Below are 23,390 nucleotides of genomic sequence, written 5' to 3'. Positions count from 1 at the left end.
TAATATCCCCTTCACGGAAATTTGTATTTGTGTATTTTATGTGTCTATCTTAACACCCTTTATTCATAATGTACAATTTATAGTTTTTATCGTTTCGATACGTTTTATGCATGAATGGTGTAAGGTTGATGCCTTCTGTAATCACCCTTTAGAGGTACTTCTAAATGTAAAAAATTCATTTGTTTAATTTCCGATGAGCTACCATTTAAAATTTTCCCAAGTTGCCTATACTTCCTATCCTTTTACCGTTATAATGCAGGTAACTAATATCCATACTATTATTAGAGGTGAGTGAAATTGGAATGGCAACAATTGGAATATTTTGCAACAGTAGCGAAGCTTGAACATATGACACGTGCAGCAGATGTTTTAGCGATTTCACAGCCTGCACTTAGTCGTTCGATTGCAAAGCTTGAGGAGGAATTAGGTGTTCCTTTATTTGACCGCCAAGGACGTTCAATCATGCTAAATCGCTACGGAGAATTGTTTTTATACCGTGTGCAACGTATGCGTAAAGAATATGAAAAAGCTGTTTTAGAATTACAGGAACTCAATAATCCTGAGCTTGGAGATGTGTCACTAGGCTTCTTACATACACTTGGCACAAGTATTGTTCCTGATTTGATCCGCGCCTTTCGTCAGCAACATCCGCATATCCGCTTTCATTTCACACAAAACTATTCGCACTCACAGCTTAAACAATTGCTGGCAGGTGAGCTAGATCTTTGTTTGCTTGCAGCGATTGATACAGAACCACCTGTTTGTTGGAAAGAACTATGGAGAGATGAGCTTTATATCATGGTACCCATCGATCATCATCTAGCCAATCGTAAAAGTATAACGATGAAGGAACTAGAACATGAAAACTTTGTCCTTATGAAAAAAGGCTATGCATTACGCCGTACTGCTGATCGACTGTTAAGTGCTGCGGGCATTAAGCCTAAAATTACGTATGAAGGTGATGAGGTCTCTACCGTTGCAGGCTTTGTTGGAGCCGGTCTAGGGGTATCCCTCCTACCTGATGATGAAGATCTTAATCCAAATAAGGTTGTAAAAATACATGTTGAAGATATGGTATGTGAACGCATAATTGGAATGGCTTGGATTGAAAATCGTTACCTCCCACCGTCCGCACGTCAATTCCAGCAATTTGTTCTTGATTATTATGAGAAGATGGGCTCTTCGAGAGAACCCGACTAAAGAGGCTGGCACTCAAAATGAAGGAACAAAAAGATGGGTGACCTCTGCTCAAAAAGTAAGATGCGAACAACAACATAACAAAAAAGTGTTAGATTGACTTCAAATCAATCTAACACTTTTTCTCTTTTACGATTACCTTATTGCCCGATATAGTTTATTTTATATGCATTTATATCCGTTGTGTCACCGCTTATTTCAAACAATCCTTGTTGAGCCAAGTAGAGTAATCGATTTTCAATAAATGTTTCATTTATATAGTCGTCCGTTATATTTACCATTTGCCCGATAACATTCACTGGTGAAAGCCATTGCTCCTTGTTGCTAGCTTGTAAATATTTTGCACTGTTAATAATATTTATATCAAACTCACTCTCTTCTACATGAACAATACCATTTTGCCAAACTCGCAATATACTTTGATTTCGCTTGAGCTCGTCCCATTCTTTAGCTAGACGCTGACACTCCTCAATTGTAAAACGCTTCGCTTCTGGACGTAACTTCATTAACATATCCGATGATAACTCACCGGTATAACGAATGGTCATGTCTTGTTGTATGCGCTGTAAACCAGCCGTCGCATCTATACCAAATACCATGCTGCATTTATTGACAAACTCACTCATCACATAACGTAAAGCAATTTCTTCATGCGTATTTTGACTATACCAAATCCAAACATCCAGATCACATGGGATGCCAGCTATCGCTTTTGTCCACTTGTTGTGGATGTCTTCATATAATTCTTGTTCTTCTATATCCTTAAAAATATGTGTATCCAACCAATTTTTTCGCTCTTCCATACTTGTAAGTGGGACAATAGAGAAATTATCATGAATACAAATCACTGACTCTTCCCGCTGTAAATGGTTTTGTCGAATCGCGTGTTTAATGGACCCTTGTGTAGACAAGCTAAAGGTAATATGTAAAATAGCCATACAATCTCCTCCTTTTATTGTTTACTAAGTGCGATTTTTATACCGATAAATGTAAATAGTACACCCTGTACGATATTCAGGCGTTTTGCAATAGTAGGTTTACCTATAATTATTTCCCTTACTTTCCCAGCAAAAACACTAACTAATGAAAATAGAATCAGTGCCTGCACTAAAAATACCATACCCAAAATAAGCATTTGTAACGCCACATGTCCAAGTAACGGATTTACAAACTGTGGCAATAGTGCTAAGAAAAATAAAGAAACTTTTGGATTTAAGATATTCATTAAAATTCCTTTTCGATATAGCAAAGCGAACGTATGAATATTTTGGTGCTCCAATGTAAATGCATCATTCTTCGCTCGAAATGATTGCCATGCTAAGTATAATAAATAGGCAGCCCCTGCAAATTTGACAATCGAAAACATAACGGTCGATTGATAGACAATGGCTGAGATACCTAAAACTGCAGCTCCGATATGTACCAGTAAGCCCGTACATAAACCTAGTGAAGTCGCAATTCCAGCCTTTTTATCTTGTGTAATGCTTTGTGCAAGGACAAATAAATTGTCTGGTCCTGGCATTATAGTTAAAATAATGGCTGCTCCTAAAAAAGCTAGTAACGACGAAAGTTCCAATTTTCCCCTTCTCCCCCGCTATTTGTTAGAAAAAACCATAATTACAATGGTTGTATTTACATTATACTACACGCCACTTGTAACTTTATGACTATATATAAAAAATTTTATAAAAAATTATTATCCTTATTAATGCTCGTTTGCGCAACATTTCCCTTTGTTTATGCATTATAATAGAATTCAACACTATGAATTCAATCCCTATTGTATTAAGAAAGAGGTGATTCGTCGATGGCAGTAAGTGATATTGTACAAGAATTTGAGGACGAGCAAGGAAATGTCTTTTATAAAATGAAAACACACGATATCGAGGTTCAAGCAATGCATTCTGCTGGCTTAGCACCCGTTATTACCTACTGGATTGGCGAAAAAGATATTACGGAAGATATTCGAAATCTACGTTTTAGCCCAAGGCCCCCATCTAGTTATATTCAAGATTATGAAGAATTTCAATCAATGCTCTATGCAAAAGAGCAACGTGCTATTAACGAACTCTATGAAAAAATGAGTATTAAACCTAAAAACATGACAACAGGGAAACAAATTTTGTGGAGTTTCTTTGTGATGATATTGGCGATGCTCCCTTTACTCGTTGCCATTTGGTGGTTAAAATAATGGTCACTTCCCAGTATTCAACTAATTATTGGCGGTTGCAAACCTCTGCAATTTATCCTTATTTATACACAATTTTTCTATTCAGCTTGACAGACACAAAGAAGTAGTGCATTCTTTATTCAATTAGTAGTACGAAAGAGAACTTGTGGTTATACTCTATGCCATAATCTCTCCAAAATACATGATACACATAAAACGAACGAAGATTAGTATGTAGAAACTAATTGGTAAGAGAGCGATGTCCATCGGCTGTAAGACATTGTACAAAAAAGACTACAGAACCTACTTCGTGAAACGTCCTAGCCAAACTAGGCGCAGTCTCAAGCGTTATGAGGAAAGTGGAATATCTCAAGATATTCAATGTAGGTGGTACCACGGAAAGCAACCTTTTCGTCCTAGTTTTTAGGACGAAAAGGTTTTTTTTATCTTTATTCAGCAATTTGTGGCTTAGGCGGTAGGAATGCTCTCAAATGGTGAACTGGAGGAATTAGGATGGAAAGAAAAAGAATTGTTGTAAAAATCGGCAGTAGCTCTTTAACAAATGCAAAAGGCGAAATTGATAAAGTACGCTTAATGGATCACGTGCAAGCTATTGCAGAATTAAAAAAATGTGGACATGAAGTATTACTAGTTTCGTCTGGTGCTGTAGCAGCAGGCTTTAAACAACTCGGCTACCCTTCTCGCCCTGTGACAGTAAAAGGGAAACAAGCAGCAGCAGCAGTCGGCCAAAGTTTGCTTATCCAAACCTATCATGCACTATTTAGTATTTATGATATAATGCCTGCTCAGATTTTACTTACACGAACTGATTTTTCGAAAAAAGAACGCTATAAAAATGCCTATGCAACATTTGAGGAATTGCTTGAGCGCTCGATGCTCCCAATTATTAATGAAAACGATACGGTATCGGTCAGTGAATTAACATTTGGCGATAATGATATGCTATCCGCACTTGTCAGTGGGCTTGTCCACGCAGACCAGCTTATTATTCTAACAGACATTAATGGTTTATACGATGCCAATCCCAATAAAAATCCGCAAGCAAAACGAATTGATCGGTTAACTGAAGTCACAGATGAAATGCTAGGCTTCGCTGACGGTGCTGGCTCTAAAGTTGGCACAGGTGGTATGGAGTCCAAACTATTAGCAGCACGTGCAGCTTTAAATGCAGGCGTTAAAGTATTTATCGGGACGGGCTACGGGGCTCAAAAGCTAATCGATATTTTAGATGGGCAAGGCGATGGGACATATGTAGAGCATGAAGCACTCGCTGTCTTAACAAATAACAAACAGTGGATTGCACTAACGGAAATTTCTGGTAAAATTTTTATAGATAACGGTGCGGAACATGCATTATTAGAAAATGGCAAAAGCTTACTGCCTGCAGGTGTCTATCGTGTTGAAGGAGACTTCGAACAAGGTGATGTTGTCGAGGTTTACAGCCATAATAAACTGATTGGGCGCGGCGAAGTATTATATTCATCACTTGAGCTAGCACACGCCATGGGAAAACGAACTGATGAATTAACCAATTACCCGATAGAGGTTATTCATCGGGATAAATGGTTAAAAATACAAACGAAATAGGAGGAATTCAAATGACAAGTGAAGTATACCAAAAAGGAAAACGAGCAAAAGCGGCAAGCTATGTTTTAAATATTAAAACAACATGCGAAAAAAATGATGCCTTAACAAAAATTGCGGAACAATTACTAATCGATCAAGATATACTAATTTCAGAAAATTTGAAGGATTTAGCAAATGGGAAAGAAAAAGGCATGGCTACTTCGACACTTGATCGTATTATGCTAAACAAGGAACGTATTACAGCAATGGCTGATGCCATTCATTTACTGGTGAAATTAAATGATCCAGTTGGAACTACTCTTGAGCATATTGAAAAGGATAACGGCTTACTTATTGAGAAGCGTATGGTGCCAATTGGGGTTATCGGCATGATCTATGAGGCTAGACCAAATGTTACGGTGGATGCAGCCACATTATCATTGAAAACGGGTAATGCAGTACTATTACGTGGTAGTTCCTCAGCCAAATTTTCAAATATTGCCCTTGTTTCAAGTATCCACCGAGCACTTGAAAAAACGTCGATCCCAGTCGATGCAGTGCAATTAATCGAAGATACAAGTCGTGACACAGCAAAGGAATTATTCCATTTAAAAGAATACCTTGATGTACTGATTCCACGCGGTGGTAAAGCTCTCATTGATTTAGTTGTTCGAGAAGCTTCCGTGCCTGTGCTTGAAACAGGCGCAGGCAATTGCCATATTTATGTGGACCAAACTGCCGATTACATAAAAGCAGAAAACATTTGCCGAAATGCAAAAACACAACGTCCTTCTGTTTGTAATGCAGCAGAAAGCTTACTGATTCATCCGGAGTGGTTTAGTGAACACGGTATACAGTTGCTAAATGCACTACATGAAGCAGGCGTGACAATTGTAGGTGATGCGACAGTTTGCCAAGCGGTAGATTTTGCGCAGCCCGCTACAGAGGAAGACTTTGCAACGGAGTACTTAGATTTGAAGATTAGCGTCAAAATTGTTGAAAACGTTTATGAGGCTATCGAACACATTAATCAATACGGTACGAACCACTCAGAGGCCATTGTTACTGAAGATCAGCTTGTGGCAGATACATTTTTAAATAATGTAGACGCAGCGGCGGTTTATCATAACGCTTCTACTCGCTTTACAGATGGCTTTGAATTCGGCTATGGCGCTGAAATCGGGATTAGTACACAAAAATTACATGCCCGTGGACCAATGGGCTTACCCGCATTAACATCTACAAAGTATTTCATCCATGGAAATGGGCAAATCCGTGAGTAATCGTTTTCTAATGATACAAGAGCCGACAGTAGACAACGCTGTCGGTTTCTCCATTATTGTAATAGCTAAAAAATAGTAGCCATTTCATACTACTAGAAAGCAGGTTTGTTATGAATGTCTCAGCAATCATAAAACTTACAGTGTCTATGGCCATTTTTGGCTCCATCGGCTTTTTCACAATCCATACTGGCTTACCCGCTACAGAGCTAGTCTTTATCCGCTGTGTTTGTGCAACGCTCTTTCTTGGCGCTTTATGGCTAATAACGGGCGGGCATAAAACGGAGGTGTGGAACAAAAAGGAACTATTGCGCACCCTTCTTTGTGGTGTCTTTATCGTCTTAAACTGGGTATTTTTATTTAAAGCTTTTGAGGAGATGTCGATTTCGATTGCCATTTCAATTTATAATTTAGCACCTATTTTTGTGCTTATTTTAGGGGCGTTATTGCTTAAAGAAAAAATGACTGTACAAGCCCTTGTCGCAACGATAACTTGTTTTATCGGCAGTATTTTTATTATTGGTTTACAAAACTTTATTTCATTATCTGAATTTATGCAGTCAGGCTTTGTGTGGGCATTGCTCTCAGCTTTATTTTATGCATTTACGATGTTAACAAGCCGAACGATAAAAAATTTAAGCGCCTATGCCTTAACATTTATACAAACGGCGGTAGGTATTGTGATGCTAGTACCGTTTGTAGATTTTTCATTATTTGAAGGATTGACAACAACGAATTGGCTTTATATTTTAGGGACAGGCTTTATTCATACCGGATTCGTTTATTATTTATTTTTTGATAGTATTCGTAGCCTATCTACTATACTAGTGTCTGTTTTAGTATTTGTAGATCCCGTTGTCGCTATCTTATTAGATATGCTACTGCTTGATTTCATGCCTAGCCCTATTCAAACGCTTGGTATCTTACTCATTTTTGGTGGGATTTTTTATACTATTTATATTCCAAAGCAAAAAGCTCATTTGCAGGAATGAAGCATTGATTGGACAAGGAGGTATTGTATGCGAAAACTGTATGCAATTGGTGAGCTCTTAATTGATTTTACGCCCGCTGGACAAAGTGGTTCGCTTTTATCGGTCGAACAGTTTTCGAAAAATGCGGGTGGTGCACCGGCGAATGTAGCAGCAGTCTGTGCAAAATTAGGCCAACCCGCTGCCCTACTAACACAGGTTGGACAAGATGCATTTGGGGACTTTTTGATTGCTACCGTGAAACAAGTTGGTGTAGATACGCAATATATTGCACAAACAACTGAAGGTGAAACAAGCCTTGCCTTTGTGTCCTTGACTGCGGATGGTGAACGTGACTTTTTATTTTATCGAAAAAATGCGGCTGATTTATTGTACAGCCCAGCACAATTGCCGACAAATTTACTAACAGCTCATGCTATCCTCCACTTTTGCTCGGTGAACTTGGTGGATAGTCCAATGAAGCAAACACATCAGGCGATTATTGAGCAAGCGCATGCTACGGGGAGTCTTGTCTCTTTTGACCCGAACGTACGACTCCCCCTTTGGCATGACGCTGAAGCATGCCGGCAAACGATTTTAAACTTTATTCCGCGTGCGCATATCGTGAAGCTTTCCGATGATGAACTATCGTTTTTAACGCATATAGACGATGAGCAGCAAGCCGTGCAGTCATTATTTCAAGACAAGGTTCAAGTCATTTTCGTCACGCATGGTGCACAAGGAGCTAGTCTTTACACGAAGCAACAGCATGTAAAAGTTGCTGCTGAAGTTGTACAAGCGCTTGATACAACAGGTGCAGGTGATGCCTTTATCGGTGCCATTTTAAGTACGTTGTTGCAGAAAAACATTACAGTAGAGTCGCTCGAAGCCTTTTGCGAAACATTTGCTACGCCCCTTCTTACCTTTGCCAATCGTTATGCCGCTACATCCACAACAAAACATGGTGCCATCACATCTTACCCAACATTACAGGAAGTCCCTATTTCTTTTTAAATTAAAGACTCCATTTTGACATACGCAAAATGGAGTTTGTTTTATATAGTTAAAGGTCTTCCATATTTAATCTCGATGCGCGGGTATTTCTATATTTTTCGCGGATAAAGCCACTCGATTCGCGGGTAAATGCTCCACTTCCGCGGGTAAAAGCACTCATTCCGCGGGTATTTAACCTACTACACGTTAAGCCTTGTTAAATTGCTTTTTCATTAAAACATGTGGAATGCCTGCGTCCAAATATTCCTCTCCTGTGCGACGATAGCCAAACTTTTCATAAAAGCCCTCTGCATATACTTGTGCACTAAGTTTTGATTGCGTTAAACCTTTCTCCTGTGCCAACCCTTCAAGCTTGTCAATGATCACTTTTCCGAGCCCGCATTTACGAAATGGCTGTAAAATACAAATTCGTTCCAGTTTGCCATAGCCGTCTACTACACGTAATCGAGCTGTACCAACGGGTTGTTCATTGATATACACAAGAATATGTTCACAAGACGCAGCGAGTGTATCAAATTCATCGTATTCTTCGGATGCTGGAATTTGTTGCTCTTCTATAAATACAGCTTTGCGAATAGCTAAAGCCGTTTGCAAATCACTGTCTGTTGTAATAATGGTTGCGTTCATTAATAATAGTCCTCCTCAGTTATGAGCATATAATTACTATAGTATAGAACGTTTTATATTACATTGCCAATCACTAAAACTATTTGGAGCGGGGGTCCATATAATCCCTTACAGCATTACTCAACATATACAACCCTAGCACTAATAGAGTAATAGCTCCACCTGGTGCAAATGTATACCACGAAGCTTTTACTAAATACGCTTGCGAATCTTTTAACATACGCCCCCAACTAGGATTTGGTGGTTGAACGCCAAGCCCTAGATAACTTAGTGCTGCTTCAGCAAGCATGGCCGTCGCAAAAGTAACCGTTGCTGCCACAATAATTTGGGATGATATATTAGGTAAAATATGACGAAACATAATGTTATAAGGTTTGACACCAATTAATTTAGCGGCTAGTACGTATTCGGCATCCCGATGTTGGACAAAGCCACTGCGTGCAATTCGAGCAATAGCAGGTATGGCAATCACACCAAGGGCAATTGCGGTATTGACAACGCCAGTACTGAAAACAGCTACTAGCATTAACGCTAAAATTATGCCTGGAAACGCCATTAGCGCATCCATTAAGCGCATAAATAGTTCATCGACCCAGCCACCTAGAAAACCTGCTAGTCCACCGATTAAAATACCAAATGATGTACCGATAATAACCGTTAATAAACCTACCGCAAAGGCTGTTTGTGTCCCCTTCATCATCCGACTAAAAATATCACGTCCAAATTCATCTGTACCAAATAGATACTTACTACTTGGGCTGTGTAATTTTTCGGGAATATTCATCATATTCACATCATATGGCGTATAAAAGAAGCTAGTAATCATAACAAGTAAAAACCCGACGATGACGAGTAGACCAATGAGTAAATTTATATTTTTCATATATCGTTTCACAATGTCCATTGCATCCACCTCTCATCGTAATCGGATTCTTGGATCTAACACAGAATATAAAATATCGACGATAAAATTAATAACAACAACGGCTACCGTAATATACATCACGATGCCTTGCACTAGTGGGAAATCGCGATTACTAATCGCTGTAATCAATAGCTGTCCAACACCTGGCAAGGAAAATACCTGCTCTACAATAATCGTTCCTGCCACAACTTCTGCCATTATCAAACCAAAAACGGTCAAAATCGGAATCATAGCATTTTTTAACACATGCTTATACATCACATTTTGTTCCGACATCCCCTTACTGCGAATTGTCCGTACATAATCAAGTTGCATTTGTTCTAAAATGGCCGTACGCACGTAACGGAAGTTGACAGCAATTTGAGGTATAGCGATAGTTAACGCCGGCAGAATAAGCGTACTTAACGCCCCGGCAACACTTTGTGACCACGGAATATAGCCACTAATTTTAAAAAAACTAAACTGCATACCCACATATAAAATCAGCATCATCCCGAGCCAAAATGAAGGCACCGCCATCCCAATTTGTGTCAATGTCGATAAGGATACATCACTCAGCTTATTTTGGCGTCTCGCAGCAAACATGCCAAGTGGCAAGGAAACCATTAATACAATGGTTAATGTCAGGACAGCTAGTGACATCGTGACAGGCAGTCTATCCAACAATAAATCTTTTACAGGCATGGAGAAACGAATTGAATGACCTAATTCTCCTGTCAATAGTCCCTTTATCCAATCAGTGTATTGTTCATAAAGGGGACGGTTCAAACCAAGCTCAGACCGCAAGTTTTCAATTTGTGTTGCATCCGCTTCTGTTCCTAACATTGTTCGAACAGGATCCCCAGGTAAAATTTGAAAAACGCCAAACGTAATCATCGACACTAGAAGAATCGTTGTCATTAACAGGATGAATCGACGTATCATATACATCATTTGCAATCATCTCTTTCTAGTTTGAGAATTTTACCTCGGACATATCATGGAACCAGAATGGATAACTCTTCAGCCCTGTCACTTGCTTGTCAGAACCCCAGACGATTTGGTAATCCGCTACATAAACCGACACTGCCTGCTCCGCTAAAATTTCTTGTGCACGTTGGTAATAAGCAATTTGCTTTGCCGTGTCTGTTTCCTTTAAAACGTCAGCCATGATGTTGTCGTATTCCTCATTCTTAAATAAGAAGAAGTTTTCACTCTCATTGGTAGAAATATAGTCATTTAGAATTTCATAGGCAGAGGCACGACCTGTTAAATCAATCGTCGTCATAGTATAGTCGCGACCAAAGTACACACGATCAAGCCAAATCCCCCATTCCACCACTTCAATCTCTACATCTACACCAATTTCTTTGAGGTTAGCGGCAACAATTTGCGCTATATTGGAATAAATATCGTTATGAGAAGATACAGTAATTTTGGTTTTAAAGCCGTCTGGGTACCCTGCTTCAGCTAATAATGCCTTTACTTTTGCCACATCAAGCTTGTACTTATCTTCTAACCCTTTCTTTTGATAGTCTCCCATTGCTGGACTCATGTTCGAGCCAAGTGGTACAGCATAACCAGCAAAGACAGAATCAATAATATCCGCTTTACTGATGGCATAGTTCATAGCCTGACGCACTTTGATATTATCAAACGGTGCTTTCGTTTCATTAAACGTGACAATTAAAGAAGAGTTATTGTTTTGATGCGATAAATGATGACTATTTTCCACCTCATTTACCCGTTGCCAAGGGACACTTGTTAAATCAACTTCATTTGCCATTAAGCTCATAATGGCTGCTTGATCATCGGATTGGAACGCAAAAGTTACTTTATTTAAGTAAGGCAAGCCTTCTTTCCAATAGCTTTCATTCTTTTTCAACACTAAATTTGAGCCTGGAGCATATTTCACATAAGCAAAAGGACCAGTCCCGATTGGGTTTTCATTATGCTTGCCGTCATTACTTTTCGGTATAATGGCGGCTTGGCGAGCAGTCAAGGAATAGAGGAAATTGGAATTCGGTTCTTTTAACTTAATGACAAAAGTCGTTGTATCTGGGGCTTCGGTAGATGCTACATTATCAAAGTTATTCGACATTTTTTCGCCACCATTTTTGCCCATTAAGCGATCAAACGAATATTGAATATCTTCTATTGTTAAATCCTCGCCATTATGAAATTTCACACCTGAACGAATTTTAAACGTATAAGTTAAACCATCCTGTGAAATTTCATAGCTTTCCGCAAGCCCTTCTTTTAAGGAGCCATCTGTTTCGGGTGCCATCAATCCTTCAAAAATATTAAGAATCATCTGATAGGAAATCGAGGCTGTTGCTTTATGAGGATCTAAAAAATCCGGGTCGTCATTAATGCGGACTACAATTTCTTGCGGTGTATCTGTTGTTACTGGCGCATTTGTCGGTACTTTATTTGTATCTTTTTTGTCATTATCATTTGAACATGCGCTAATCATTACCCCTAAAAGCAATAACAACATTAGGAAAACCCAATTTCTACTCTGCTTCAAAGTATTTCTCCCCCTTTATGCTGTTGTTGAATACTTATATAACTTTCTACGTCCTCTAATTGAGTAGCACCTTTAACACCAGCAATAATCGCTTCCTCCACGACCTTTGTCGCTAAGTGTCCAATATAGTCCACTGGATACGTTTGCTGTCCTGTACCTAAAACAAAAATCGTATCACCGTCTAGCATAGTATGGACAGGATAAATCGTACGTGCTAAGGCATTTTGTGCTAGTTGTGCGATTTTTTTCGCCTCTGCCTTTGTTAACTTTGCATTCATCGCAACAACGCCAATGGTCGTATTGGTACCAGCGAGTGCCTGAGATTGACCATGCTCTTCTAAATGGGAACAACTATCCAGCCATTGCCCTGTTGCTCGGTTACGCGCCCCAGCAATCGTTGTTCGAGTAGTAGGATCCTTTACATCGCCTACTGCATTGACCGCTACCATAGCCCCTACGATAAGCCCATCCTTCCCTACAAGCGAGCTACTGCCTAAACCACCTTTCATACAAAATTGTGGACCTGCTAATTTCCCAACTGTTGCACCATAGCCTGCGCCAATATTGCCATTTACAAAAGCACCAATCTTGGCATTTTTCGCTGCTTCATAACCCATCTGAGCTGATGGTCTTATATGTGCGTCACCAATAAATAAATCAAATAATACTGCACTAGGTACAATTGGTATTTTGGTAACACCCGCATCTACCCCTACACCTTGTTCCTCTAAGTAATGCATAACACCTGTTGCGGCATCCAAACCAAATGCACTGCCACCCGCTAGACAAATGCCATGCACTTGTTGAATTTCATTAATAGGATCCAATGCATCTGTTTCACGTGTGCCTGGTGCAGAGCCTCGCACGTCGACACCACAAACAGCACCATCTTCCACTAAAATAACGGAGCATCCCGTTATGCCTTCTCTATCTTCCGCATGCCCTACTTTCACGCCTGGTACATCGGTAATATTGCCAAACATTAACCCACCCCCTTTTTAAAAATTGAATATTCTGATTATTTTTCATATAAAAAGCACGCTACTTGCTGATGCTCATTTTTTTGTTGCAATGGAGGGCGCGCTAGCCGACATTGCTCCATGACAAACGGACAGCGCGTATGGAACACGCAACCAATCGGTGGATTCATCGGGCTTGGTAGCTCCCCCTGTAATGGGACTAATTGCTTCGGTTCATCAAAATTCACAACAGGAATCGCTGAAAGTAATGCTTGTGTATATGGATGAAGTGGATGTGCATACAATTCTTTTTTTGTGCCTACTTCCACAATCCTTCCTAAATACAGCACTGCAACACGATCGCTAATATGTTTGACAACACTTAAATCATGGGAAATAAATAAATATGTTAATTGAAATTCATCCTGTAAATCCATCATCAAGTTTAATACTTGTGATTGTATGGAAACATCTAAAGCAGAAACTGGCTCATCTGCTATGATAAACTCCGGATTGATGGCAAGTGCTCGGGCAATGCCTATTCGTTGTCTTTGCCCACCTGAAAATTCATGGGGAAATTTGTGCATAGCATCTTCCGGTAAACCAACCTTTTGTAATAGTTCTCTGACCCGTTTTTTACGCTGCTCTTTCGTTAATGACAATTGTAAAGCCATTGGTTCCTCAATAATGGCGCCTATACGCATGCGTGGATTTAATGATGCAAAGGGATCTTGAAAAATCATTTGCATTTGGTTGCGATATTTTTGCAATTCGCGCCCCTTCAAATGATGAATGGCTTGGCCTTTATACAAAATTTCTCCAGCTGTCGGTTCAACAAGCTTTAAAATCGCGCGCCCAAATGTTGACTTTCCAGACCCTGATTCCCCAACAATACCAAGTGTCTCCCCACGGAAGATGTCAATTGAAATATCATCAACAGCCTTAACGACTTTTTTTGCTTCTTTCATAGACTTACGTTTCACAGGAAAATAAGCTTTTAAATGATGAATTTCAAGTAATACTTCTTTGTCCGTCATTTACCAACGCCCCTTCTTCCGTGTATAAATGACACCTTACATGATGTTGATGCTGCAACAACGTAACTTCTGGTAAAACATGACGGCAATGCTCCATCACAAATGGACAACGTGGTGCAAAACGACAGCCTTCTGGTAATGCATAGGCAGGTGGTACAGTGCCTGGGATAGATGGTAACCTTTTTATATCAGTTTCTAAGGTAGGCATCGTTTTTAATAAGGCAATTGTATAGGGATGTTTCGGTTCGAGAAATAACGCACGAACAGGCGCTTGCTCCACAATTTGCCCAGCATACATCACCATGACGCGATCTGCGGTTTCAGCAACAACACTCATATCATGTGTTATAAACAAAATGGCTGATTGCTGTTCTTTTTTCAGCTTCATCATTAACGTTACAATTTGTGCTTGCACCGTAACATCCAATGCCGTTGTCGGCTCATCTGCAATCAATAGTTGGGGGTTATTGGACATGGCAATAGCAATCATCACACGTTGTCGCATGCCACCAGATAACTGATGCGGGTATTCAGTGAGAACCTTTTCTGCATTGGCGATACCCACTTCTTTTAATAGTTGTAGTGACTTTTCTTTCGCTTGTTTTGTAGATATTTTTTGATGCCTACGAATCGCTTCCATCATTTGATTGCCAATGGTAAAAACGGGGTCAAGTGATGTCATCGGTTCTTGAAAAATCATGCTCACTTCATTGCCTCGAATCTTACTCATTTCTTTATTATTCATATCGAGTAGATTTTTATCGTTTAATGTAATGGTACCAGCGGATATTTCTCCAGGAGGCATCGGAAGCAAGCGCATGATTGACAGCGATGTTATACTCTTGCCACTGCCTGATTCCCCTACAAGTGCTACCGTCTCACCTTTATAAATAACAAAGCTAACATCATCGACTACTTTTGCCTTTTTCCCATTTTTTAAATGAAATTGGACGTGTAATTGCTTTACTTCCAACAACACTTGCTTGTCTTGTGCTTGTTCCACAAGCTCCCCCCTGTTCACGTACGCTCAGGTGTTGCATAGCGTATCGCAATATTTTTCATTTGGGTATAATTTCTTAGTGCCACAAAGCCTTTTTCACGACCGATTCCGCTCTTTTTATAACCACCAAACGGCATTTGAATCCCACCTGCTGCGCCGTAATTATTGACAAATACTTGTCCTGCCTTCACTCGACTAGCCACATAATGAGCCGTGTCTAAATCTTTAGACCAAACACCAGCTACTAATCCATAATCCGTACCATTGGCTAAGGCAATTGCTTCCTCCACTGTTGAAAACGTCAATATAGTTAACACCGGTCCGAAAATTTCCTCCTGCGCCAGTTCAGCGTCGGCATCTACGCCATCGAGAATCGTTGGTTGGATATAGTAACCTTTTTCATAGCCTTTTATTGTTAGCGTGTCGCCACCCGTGATCACATAACCATCCTCTTTTGCTTGTTGCAACAGTGCGGAAATCTTTACATATTGCCGTTCATTTAATAAAGTACCATATCAACATCAGCTTCTCCTACCAATCTTCAAAGTTTGAAACCTGTCAACTAACCGCTTGATAAACAACGCTTTTGCATCTTCTTCAATTAGTAAGCGCGCACCAGCAGAGCATGTTTGCCCCGCATTTTGAATAATGGCACGGACTACGCCTTCTAATGCCTGTTCCATTGGCGCATCCGCAAACACAATATTCGGGGACTTTCCACCGAGTTCTAATGTGACAGGTACGATGTTTTGGGCTGCTGCTTTCATCACTTCTATACCCGTAGCAACAGAACCAGTAAATGTAATATGATTAATGTCAGGATGCCTCGTTAACAACGGGCCTACCTCACGACCTAATCCCGTAATATGTTGAAAAATCCCTTTTGGGAATTTTCGGGCAAACCATTGTGTCATCGCATGGGTTGTCAACGGGGTATCTTCTGCACTTTTGACTATGACTGCATTTCCTGTTGCAATTGCTGCGGCAACGCTTCTTGCCGTAATTTGTAAAGGATAATTCCACGGTACAATATGGACGGTAATCCCTACAGGTTCTAGCACGACAGCATTTAATATACCGTCTTCGATAGGAATCGTGTCTCCCATAAGCTTATCGGCAGCCCCACCGTAAAACTCAAAGTAACGTGCTGCTGCTTCAACATCGGCACGTGCTTGTGTTAAGGGCTTTCCAACATCCCGACATTCTAGCAAACTCCATTCTTCAGCATGCATGCGAATATACTGTGCCAGTTCGAGTAATAGCTGACCACGCTCAAAAGCTTTCACTTGGCGCCACTCTTCACTTTCAACCGCAATACGTGCAGCTTGTACCGCCTCATCTACCTGTGCCTTACTAGCATTTTTTAGTTGCGCGAGTACTTCACCAGTAGAAGGATTGACAACATCTATAAACGCCTGACCTTCTCCTTGTACCCACTTTCCATTTATTAGCATCGGTATAATGTGCATCGTACTCCTCCTATAAGCCACGGCCTCCGTCTACATGTAACGTTGTCCCTGTTACCATGCCTGCTGCATCTGATAGTAGGTAACTTACGGCACTTGCAATATCAGATGGGTCGACTAAACGGCCAAGTGGCACTGATTGTATAAAAACATTGTACTTTGCATGTTCAGCATCTGCATTATGTGCAGTAAACTGCGCTAGCATTTGCGTGTCTGCTGGTCCTGGATGAATGGTATTGACCCGAATTTGATGGGAGGCAAGCTCAATTGCCAGCCCACGTGTAAAGCTTTCCGCCGCTCCTTTAGAAGCAATATACACCTGCAAACCGGGACGAGGACGCACCGCAGAAATCGATGCAATGGTCACAATCGAACCTTTTTTCCGCTTCTTCATATACGGCACAATGGCCTTTGTTGTAATAAACAGACTTTTCACATTTACGTCCATTAGTCGATTCCAATCATCCATTGTTACTTGCTCAATCGGCGTCGCAGCCTGTGCAATGCCTAATGCATTGACCAACCCATCAATTCGTCCATACTTGGCGTAAACTTCATGGACAATGGCTTGTATGCTATCTTCTTGCAAAACATTGACTTCATATGTTTGCAAAGATTGTTGCGCTAGATGTGCCAGTGAAGTAACCGATAAGTCAAGACCTATCACAATATGCCCTTTGCCCAGTTGGTCTTCTATAATCGCCTTCCCCATTCCTCCACCAGCACCTGTCACAATGATTACTTGCTGTGTAACTGCCATCTTACACACCCCTTGCTGTTTGTTTAATATTTTCAAGCGCCAGACAAATGGCATCCCCCATTTGTGTAGTTGTTGCCTGTCCGCCAATATCCGCTGTTTGCACGGCTCCCTCGATTAACACTGCTTCAATTGCCGCAACGATTCGCTTTTCTAAATCAGGTCTTCCAATATGCCCAAGCAATAACGCAAGTGACCAAATTTGCGCAATCGGATTAGCAATCCCTTTCCCTGCAATATTGGGTGCAGAACCGTGCACTGGTTCAAACATTGATGGAAATGCTTTTTCAGGATTTAAATTTGCCGAAGGAGATAACCCTAGCCCTCCAACAAGTGCCGACCCTAAATCCGATAAAATATCGCCGAATAAATTCGATGCCACCACTACTTCAAAATCTTGCGGCCGCTCTACAAAATAAGCGACTAATGCATCGATATAGAGAGATTCCAACGTTAAAGTTGGCGAAGCTTGTGCCACAACATCTTTCGTCATCTCATCCCAAAATTTCATAGCATAGATAATGGCGTTTGATTTCGTTGCACTGGTAATTTTCGACTTGCCATTTTGATGAGCATAATCACACGCGGCTTGTACAATTTTTTCAACACCGAGCCGTGTCATTATCGTATTTTGAATCGCCATTTCCTGTGGCTGGTTATGATAAATATGTCCACCACTATTCGAATATTCCCCTTCTGTATTTTCACGGAAAATAACCATATCGATATCTTTGCTATTCGCCAATGGTGAAGCAATGCCCTGTAGTGATTTGACTGGTCTAAAATTGACATATTGCTGGAATTGTTTACGAATCGGCATAATAAATTCCCATATCGTAACATCATCTGGTACACGCGCATCACCAATCGCACCGAACAATATCGCATCATAGTTTCTTAATGTAGTGAGCGCATCTTTTGGCATCATACAACCATGCTGTACATAATAATCCGAGCTCCACGGAAAAATGGTCGTTTCAATGTCTAAAGATGGTTCATCTTGGCGCAGTTGTGCAAGCACTTTTAATGCTTCTGCCATCACTTCCTTACCAATACCGTCTCCAGGAATAACTGCGATTTTGACCATTATGCATCACCTGCTAAAAACTTTAATGCTGCTAAACGATAAATAGCCGTCGTTTCTGCAAGCTCTTCAATATCGACATATTCATCAATTTGATGCGGTAGTTCACGGTCACCCGCCCCAACAGTGACGATTGGTATACCATGTACATGGAGGAAGGTTCCATCAGTAGCACCTGGCACTCCGTTATAAATTGGCTCTTTTTGCGTCACCTCTGCTACCGCTTCGTAAATAGCTTGGACAACTGGCTGTTCTTTTGCAGTAGCGGTTGCTGGGCGATTATCCAGCACCGTAAGCTCCACTTGAAAGTCCGGATCATCTGCTTGGAGTCGTTGAATAATGGCATCGATTTTGCCTAATAATTCATCATGATCCTGGGCTGGAACGGTGCGAATATCTAGCGTCGTCATACAATGATCAGGGATTACATTAATTTGCGCATCCCCTTTTACTGGTGCACGTAAAATCGTTGGTGTAATGGATGGCCAGTTAAGCATTGGATCACGACCTAAACGCGCTTGCTCTTCTTTTTCTAACTTTTCAAGCTCCACAATCAAGCGTGCCATCCGCCAATTCGGATTAATGCCACTCCAAGAAATCGCGCCATGTGCCATTTTGCCGAAAATATCGACCTGTAAGCGAATAGCACCGCGTTGTGCAATGCAAACATTATTTTCTTGTGGCTCACAAATAATGGCACCATCTACGCCATCCGCCCAGCCATTGCGAATAAAATGTTTTATGCCTAACATAAGCCCTTCTTCATCACATGGGATACATAAAATAATTTTGCCCGTAAATTCCTCGCCATCTAGTAGCAATGACTGACAAGCTGTTATCATACAGGCGAGATTACCTTTTGTATCATTCGTCCCGCGTCCATACATACGTCCATCAATAATTTCCGCACCGAAAGGATCATATGTCCATGCTTCACGATTGCCTTCGGTTACAACATCTGTATGTCCTTCAAAAAGTAGCGTTTTCCCTGGCTTTCCCGAATCAATAATGCCAATAACATTCGGTCTACCAGGTACAACTTCTTCGACAAACGTTTCAATACCGCTAGCCCGCAAGCATTGCGCCACGTAATTGGCTACTTCCTGTTCATTGCCATGCGGGTCATTTTCGCGATAGACACTTTCAATCCGCACGAGCTTTTGTGTTAAGGCAATAACCGTTTCCCGATCTCGTTGATACGTTGCCGTTGTCTTGATCGTTGGTTCAAGCATATATAAAGCCCCCTTTATATTAGAAAATATTTACAATTTATATTTTCATATTGTATATTTACTAATATATTGGACAAAATGATAATCATTCATAGAATCACACGAACTTTTTTTACCGCTTTTTCCCAATAGAAAACACTCGCCCAAAACGCAATAAAAGTTACGTTTTGAGCGAGTGCTTTTGTATTTTAATTTCTAGCTTTTACGCATACTTAATAAAATCTATCGTGTGCTTTTGATACTAGTGCGCAATATCTTCGGTAATTAAGGTGGATGCTATTAGCTCCAATAGTCGATTTCTTTCCTTTCAGATAGGTTTTTAATAAAGGTAGACATTCACTATCATGTTCTATAAAAACACCTTATCAATTTCCGCCCTGTCATAGTCTAAAATCCAGTCATTCTGCTTCTTGTAAATATCTTTTATTGTAGCGGGAGAAGTTGCCAACAAATCACAACCTCTGTCATCGTAGACGTGAAAAATGGTTTTCCTATTAATATTTATGAAGTAAACATCATAGTAAATCTGCGGTTTCAATCCCAAGTCTTGATTGCAAATGGCTTTTAACAGTGGAATATAGTTAAAATCGAACGTTTTACATTGTAAAGTAAAACGATGCGTTATTAATTTCCCATCTTCATTATCTTCAGGGAATATATACGGTAACGCTTCATGCTTTAATTTCAACAATAAAGATTGGTTCACATAACGTGGAAAATTTTTTAATTTACGTTTTAAGTTTCTATTATTTTTAACATCATGAATATCCATCACTACAAAAATCTCTTCATTTGGACTATGCAGTGCTTCAAATAAAGTAATCGCTCTTTTATAACACCCTAACACATAAGGGTTATTTGGATAATCATATTCTCTTTTCCAATTAACCCCAAGTTCAAAACGGATCCCTATATGCCAATTATAAAATAAAGGTGGTCCAAGTAGTAAATTGGGGTAATTTTCGTGCATAAAGTCATGTAACTGCATTTTATCACCTCTCATTATTATCTCTTCAATATTTCGAATATCTGGGATACACAAACTACTATGTTTCAAATAACTATAAATGTTAGTATATTAGCTCCTTCCCAAATAAACAGTGGTTTGTAATAACTTACACGCGCCCAAAACGCTTTAAAAGCAACGTTTCAGGCAAGTGTTTGTGTTCATATATTATATTAATAACAGCTTCGAACATCTCTATTTACTTAACTTCCAGCTAATAAATAGTATTCATACTTATTAAAGTCCATTTTATGCTTAATTTTCTTTTGGAAAAACTTCGCATTGTCCTCTGTAATTTTGTAAGAGCCTGTAACCGGATGAATAGAAGAGAGTTGAAAAATAGTTTGCAACTCCTCTAACGTAATATCGGTCAATAATTCACTATCTTCGATTATTGCCTCTCCTGGAAAACTCCATGACACTTCTCGTATAACATTCTTTTCAGAAAGATAATAGGGAGACATCATTTGCTCTACAAAAAGACATTGCTCGCTCGCAAATTGAAGTGCTTCCTGTTGTATGCTGTTCGCTCCAATATACATATAGTAGTCATAACCGAACTGGACAAATAAATCCTCGGTAATCAATTGGCAATGAATAAACTCTCGCAACACCATTTTACAGACGATAGGAATTTGAGCAATGGTTACTAGCATATCTTCTGCCAACGAAATTGTATCAAACGCAGCATCATATAAAGGAGAACTTTTATCCACGTCAGACAGACCATATGTCTCAAGATGGATTAGTCGGACATTCTCAATTTGATAAACCTCAAGACATTTCATTACCGTATCTACATACGCATTCTCGACTTGTAAATAGTCGCCTAACGTTAATATTTCTCCATGAAAAGATTTCCCGATTTCTGAAGCACTTGTCCACTCATCTCGCAAATAATGTCGTTCTGCATTTCGATAAGCAGGATTGTACTTAGTAATACGCCATTGATAGTCGATTTCTCTATGCACAGATAGATGCACCTCCATTATTAAAATAAGTACAGAGTCTACGAGTCTTATTCCCTACCACCTATTGACTTCTATTCTCCAAAATATCTTGAATTGTATAGTCTGCCAGTACCGATTGAAACGTTTTTTCGGCTTTTGCAATAACCATAGAGATAAAACGTTCTGAACCGGTAGATGGCACCGACCAATAGGGTGTTTCATTGTCATTTCCTAACACTTTATAAATATCTTGCATCGTAATTTGCGCTGGTGTTTTATTGAGACAATAGCCCCCATAACGACCACTATGCGCCTGTACATAATCCTGTTCTGCAAGTTTGGCGAGCATTTTTCTAATGAATGTAGCATCTTCCCCTAGTGTCTCGGCAATGACATTACTTTTTAGTAGTTCGTTCGATTCCGCCATGAGGACAATTGCTCGCAATGCGACATGGAACCATTTTGGCCCAAGATCACCCGATTGGATAAGTAACTGCATTGTCATTCCCCCAATTTTCTAAATACTCTTTTTTTCGTTTGACTTCTCTTAATCATTGTACTATATTTTAATTGTGATATTTTAATCACAATTAAAATATCGTTTCAATATAAGGAGGGCATGCAAGTGGAAAATCGAGTACACCCTGAATTAAAAACGTTCTTATCAGCTATGGAAGATTTGCATTTAACAAGAGAGAATATTGCACAGTCGCGTGGTGCGATGAATGAAATGCTTAGCGGTGACGAAGTAAAAATGGAGAATGTTATGATATCAGAGCGCTTTATTGCTAGTCCTAACGGGGCCCTAGACGTTCGTATTCGAATTTATGAACCAGTTGAAAAATATGGCGCTGTACCTGCTATTTTATATATTCATGGTGGGGGTTTTATCATTGGCTCAATCGAGATGTTTGATGCAAGTTGTCAAATGCTTGTTGCTCAATTAGATTGTGTTGTCGTTTCAGTTGGCTATCGCTTAGCACCTGAACATCCTTACCCTGCTGGTGTAGAAGATTGCTATACAGCCCTTGAATGGCTAGCGGCAAATGCTTCTGAACTAGGGATTGATTTAACACGGCTTGCTGTCCATGGTGCAAGTGCTGGAGGTGGATTAACTGCCGCGGTTTCCTTGTTGGCAAGGGATCGAAAAGGGCCGAAAATTGCTTTTCAAATGCCACTTTATCCAATGATTGATAATCGTTGTATTTTACCGTCAAATAATGAAATTACTGATGCTAGAGTATGGAATGGTCCGCAAAATCAGCGTGCATGGGAAATGTATTTAGGGCCTCATTACGCTAGTGAAGCGCCTATTTATGCAGCTCCTCTGCATGCAGACGATTATGCTAATCTTCCTCCTACGTATACATTTATCGGCGATTTAGATCCATTCCGTGATGAAACTATTGAATATGTTGCGAGGCTTACAAAAGCGGGTGTACCGACCGAATTTCATCTATATCCTGGATGCTTTCATGGCTTTGAACACATGGTCCCACAAGTAGAAATTAGTCAACGAGCAATTAAAAATTATATGTATGCCTTTAAGAAAGCATTTGAAAAAGCGGCTTCACCTACTACTTAAATTACTTTTCCACGCCTGATTAGCGATACTGGAGAAT

The 23,390-nt window shown here is 40.0% G+C and carries 22 protein-coding genes and 1 pseudogene; 7 read left to right on the top strand and 16 right to left on the bottom strand.

The genetic code is table 11. From position 1 onward, the window contains the following. Positions 1–297 precede the first annotated feature (297 nt). Entirely contained in the window at positions 298–1,200 is a 903-nt protein-coding gene (locus tag LO754_RS08770; RefSeq protein WP_231786045.1) for a LysR family transcriptional regulator, read from the top strand. Positions 1,201–1,337: 137 nt separating this feature from the next. On the opposite strand, the gene LO754_RS08765 is transcribed toward LO754_RS08770, so the two are convergent. Both LO754_RS08765 and LO754_RS08760 read right to left on the bottom strand, forming a co-directional pair. Beyond that, positions 1,338–2,135, bottom strand: a complete 798-nt coding sequence (locus LO754_RS08765; RefSeq protein WP_231786044.1) for a DUF1835 domain-containing protein — start codon at positions 2,133–2,135, stop codon at positions 1,338–1,340. A gap of 14 nt (positions 2,136–2,149) precedes the next feature. After that, positions 2,150–2,773 (bottom strand): LysE family translocator, encoded by a 624-nt coding sequence (locus tag LO754_RS08760; protein ID WP_069511372.1) that lies wholly within the window; start codon positions 2,771–2,773, stop codon positions 2,150–2,152. Between the two features lie 231 nt (positions 2,774–3,004). Here LO754_RS08760 and LO754_RS08755 point away from each other — a divergent pair, with 231 nt between their 5' ends. The 5 genes from LO754_RS08755 (at position 3,005) to LO754_RS08735 (ending at position 8,216) form a co-directional block, all read left to right on the top strand. Continuing rightward, positions 3,005–3,388 carry a hypothetical protein gene (locus LO754_RS08755; RefSeq protein ID WP_024363499.1) on the top strand — a complete coding sequence of 128 codons (384 nt, stop codon included), beginning with the start codon at positions 3,005–3,007 and terminating at the stop codon, positions 3,386–3,388. A 492-nt stretch (positions 3,389–3,880) separates the two neighbouring features. Next, positions 3,881–4,975, top strand: a complete 1,095-nt coding sequence (gene proB, locus LO754_RS08750; RefSeq protein WP_024363498.1) for a glutamate 5-kinase — start codon at positions 3,881–3,883, stop codon at positions 4,973–4,975. An 11-nt stretch (positions 4,976–4,986) separates the two neighbouring features. After that, entirely contained in the window at positions 4,987–6,237 is a 1,251-nt protein-coding gene (locus LO754_RS08745; protein WP_229389406.1) for a glutamate-5-semialdehyde dehydrogenase, read from the top strand. 110 nt (positions 6,238–6,347) lie between these two features. After that, positions 6,348–7,226, top strand: a complete 879-nt coding sequence (locus LO754_RS08740) for a DMT family transporter (protein ID WP_024363496.1) — start codon at positions 6,348–6,350, stop codon at positions 7,224–7,226. A gap of 27 nt (positions 7,227–7,253) precedes the next feature. Beyond that, positions 7,254–8,216, top strand: a complete 963-nt coding sequence (locus LO754_RS08735) for a carbohydrate kinase family protein (RefSeq protein ID WP_231786043.1) — start codon at positions 7,254–7,256, stop codon at positions 8,214–8,216. Positions 8,217–8,402: 186 nt separating this feature from the next. On the opposite strand, the gene LO754_RS08730 is transcribed toward LO754_RS08735, so the two are convergent. From LO754_RS08730 to LO754_RS08665, 14 genes and pseudogenes are all read right to left on the bottom strand, one after another. Further along, positions 8,403–8,843: a GNAT family N-acetyltransferase gene (locus LO754_RS08730; RefSeq protein ID WP_231786042.1), complete on the bottom strand. Its 441-nt coding sequence runs from the start codon at positions 8,841–8,843 to the stop codon at positions 8,403–8,405. 79 nt (positions 8,844–8,922) lie between these two features. Then, the gene (locus LO754_RS08725) at positions 8,923–9,747 is read right to left on the bottom strand and encodes an ABC transporter permease (protein ID WP_231786041.1); all 825 of its coding nucleotides are present in this window, start codon (positions 9,745–9,747) and stop codon (positions 8,923–8,925) included. 12 nt (positions 9,748–9,759) lie between these two features. Continuing rightward, positions 9,760–10,701 carry an ABC transporter permease gene (locus LO754_RS08720; RefSeq protein WP_025219246.1) on the bottom strand — a complete coding sequence of 314 codons (942 nt, stop codon included), beginning with the start codon at positions 10,699–10,701 and terminating at the stop codon, positions 9,760–9,762. A gap of 16 nt (positions 10,702–10,717) precedes the next feature. Beyond that, complete coding sequence (locus tag LO754_RS08715; protein ID WP_231786301.1) at positions 10,718–12,247, bottom strand: ABC transporter substrate-binding protein; 1,530 nt, start codon at positions 12,245–12,247, stop codon at positions 10,718–10,720. 26 nt (positions 12,248–12,273) lie between these two features. Further along, positions 12,274–13,260, bottom strand: a complete 987-nt coding sequence (locus LO754_RS08710; protein WP_231786040.1) for a P1 family peptidase — start codon at positions 13,258–13,260, stop codon at positions 12,274–12,276. Positions 13,261–13,295: 35 nt separating this feature from the next. After that, the gene (locus LO754_RS08705; protein ID WP_229389392.1) at positions 13,296–14,273 is read right to left on the bottom strand and encodes an ABC transporter ATP-binding protein; all 978 of its coding nucleotides are present in this window, start codon (positions 14,271–14,273) and stop codon (positions 13,296–13,298) included. After that, entirely contained in the window at positions 14,248–15,276 is a 1,029-nt protein-coding gene (locus tag LO754_RS08700) for an ABC transporter ATP-binding protein (protein ID WP_231786039.1), read from the bottom strand. Before LO754_RS08700 ends, LO754_RS08705 begins: the two co-directional genes overlap by 26 nt. 14 nt (positions 15,277–15,290) lie before the next feature. Continuing rightward, positions 15,291–16,727 (bottom strand): annotated as a pseudogene (locus LO754_RS08695) (aldehyde dehydrogenase family protein). Positions 16,728–16,752: 25 nt separating this feature from the next. Continuing rightward, a complete protein-coding gene (locus tag LO754_RS08690; protein ID WP_231786038.1) occupies positions 16,753–17,499 on the bottom strand; it encodes a glucose 1-dehydrogenase in 747 nt (248 codons plus the stop codon). A gap of 1 nt (position 17,500) precedes the next feature. Further along, positions 17,501–18,583, bottom strand: a complete 1,083-nt coding sequence (locus LO754_RS08685; protein ID WP_025219239.1) for a tartrate dehydrogenase — start codon at positions 18,581–18,583, stop codon at positions 17,501–17,503. After that, entirely contained in the window at positions 18,583–19,812 is a 1,230-nt protein-coding gene (locus LO754_RS08680; RefSeq protein ID WP_231786037.1) for a M20 family metallopeptidase, read from the bottom strand. The genes LO754_RS08685 and LO754_RS08680 overlap by 1 nt, the downstream gene beginning before the upstream one ends. Positions 19,813–20,161: 349 nt before the next feature. After that, a complete protein-coding gene (locus LO754_RS08675; RefSeq protein WP_435892059.1) occupies positions 20,162–20,815 on the bottom strand; it encodes a DUF3885 domain-containing protein in 654 nt (217 codons plus the stop codon). Between the two features lie 206 nt (positions 20,816–21,021). Then, complete coding sequence (locus LO754_RS08670; protein WP_108030532.1) at positions 21,022–21,789, bottom strand: DUF7683 domain-containing protein; 768 nt, start codon at positions 21,787–21,789, stop codon at positions 21,022–21,024. A gap of 61 nt (positions 21,790–21,850) precedes the next feature. Continuing rightward, a complete protein-coding gene (locus tag LO754_RS08665) occupies positions 21,851–22,267 on the bottom strand; it encodes an Rrf2 family transcriptional regulator (RefSeq protein ID WP_024363481.1) in 417 nt (138 codons plus the stop codon). A 126-nt stretch (positions 22,268–22,393) separates the two neighbouring features. On the opposite strand from LO754_RS08665, the gene LO754_RS08660 reads away from it, so the two are divergent. Further along, entirely contained in the window at positions 22,394–23,353 is a 960-nt protein-coding gene (locus LO754_RS08660; protein ID WP_435892058.1) for an alpha/beta hydrolase fold domain-containing protein, read from the top strand. Positions 23,354–23,390 lie beyond the last annotated feature (37 nt).

The sequence above is a fragment of the Lysinibacillus sp. GJ-1 genome, assembly GCF_021166035.1.
GTDB classification, from domain to species: Bacteria; Bacillota; Bacilli; order Bacillales_A; family Planococcaceae; genus Lysinibacillus; species Lysinibacillus sphaericus.
Note: the sequence above shows the minus strand (reverse complement) of the source record. Positions and strands in the feature narration are given on the sequence as shown.

What these genes read in the sequence shown, in the direction of transcription:
- LO754_RS08765 (WP_231786044.1), bottom strand. Translation starts at nt 2,135, where the DNA reads ATGGCTATTTTACATATTACCTTTAGCTTGTCTACACAAGGGTCCATT.
- LO754_RS08755 (WP_024363499.1), top strand. Translation starts at nt 3,005, where the DNA reads ATGGCAGTAAGTGATATTGTACAAGAATTTGAGGACGAGCAAGGAAAT.
- proB (WP_024363498.1), top strand. Translation starts at nt 3,881, where the DNA reads ATGGAAAGAAAAAGAATTGTTGTAAAAATCGGCAGTAGCTCTTTAACA.
- LO754_RS08745 (WP_229389406.1), top strand. Translation starts at nt 4,987, where the DNA reads ATGACAAGTGAAGTATACCAAAAAGGAAAACGAGCAAAAGCGGCAAGC.
- LO754_RS08740 (WP_024363496.1), top strand. Translation starts at nt 6,348, where the DNA reads ATGAATGTCTCAGCAATCATAAAACTTACAGTGTCTATGGCCATTTTT.
- LO754_RS08735 (WP_231786043.1), top strand. Translation starts at nt 7,254, where the DNA reads ATGCGAAAACTGTATGCAATTGGTGAGCTCTTAATTGATTTTACGCCC.
- LO754_RS08730 (WP_231786042.1), bottom strand. Translation starts at nt 8,843, where the DNA reads ATGAACGCAACCATTATTACAACAGACAGTGATTTGCAAACGGCTTTA.
- LO754_RS08725 (WP_231786041.1), bottom strand. Translation starts at nt 9,747, where the DNA reads ATGGACATTGTGAAACGATATATGAAAAATATAAATTTACTCATTGGT.
- LO754_RS08720 (WP_025219246.1), bottom strand. Translation starts at nt 10,701, where the DNA reads ATGATGTATATGATACGTCGATTCATCCTGTTAATGACAACGATTCTT.
- LO754_RS08715 (WP_231786301.1), bottom strand. Translation starts at nt 12,247, where the DNA reads ATGTTGTTATTGCTTTTAGGGGTAATGATTAGCGCATGTTCAAATGAT.
- LO754_RS08710 (WP_231786040.1), bottom strand. Translation starts at nt 13,260, where the DNA reads ATGTTTGGCAATATTACCGATGTACCAGGCGTGAAAGTAGGGCATGCG.
- LO754_RS08705 (WP_229389392.1), bottom strand. Translation starts at nt 14,273, where the DNA reads ATGACGGACAAAGAAGTATTACTTGAAATTCATCATTTAAAAGCTTAT.
- LO754_RS08690 (WP_231786038.1), bottom strand. Translation starts at nt 17,499, where the DNA reads ATGGCAGTTACACAGCAAGTAATCATTGTGACAGGTGCTGGTGGAGGA.
- LO754_RS08685 (WP_025219239.1), bottom strand. Translation starts at nt 18,583, where the DNA reads ATGGTCAAAATCGCAGTTATTCCTGGAGACGGTATTGGTAAGGAAGTG.
- LO754_RS08680 (WP_231786037.1), bottom strand. Translation starts at nt 19,812, where the DNA reads ATGCTTGAACCAACGATCAAGACAACGGCAACGTATCAACGAGATCGG.
- LO754_RS08675 (WP_435892059.1), bottom strand. Translation starts at nt 20,815, where the DNA reads ATGAGAGGTGATAAAATGCAGTTACATGACTTTATGCACGAAAATTAC.
- LO754_RS08665 (WP_024363481.1), bottom strand. Translation starts at nt 22,267, where the DNA reads ATGCAGTTACTTATCCAATCGGGTGATCTTGGGCCAAAATGGTTCCAT.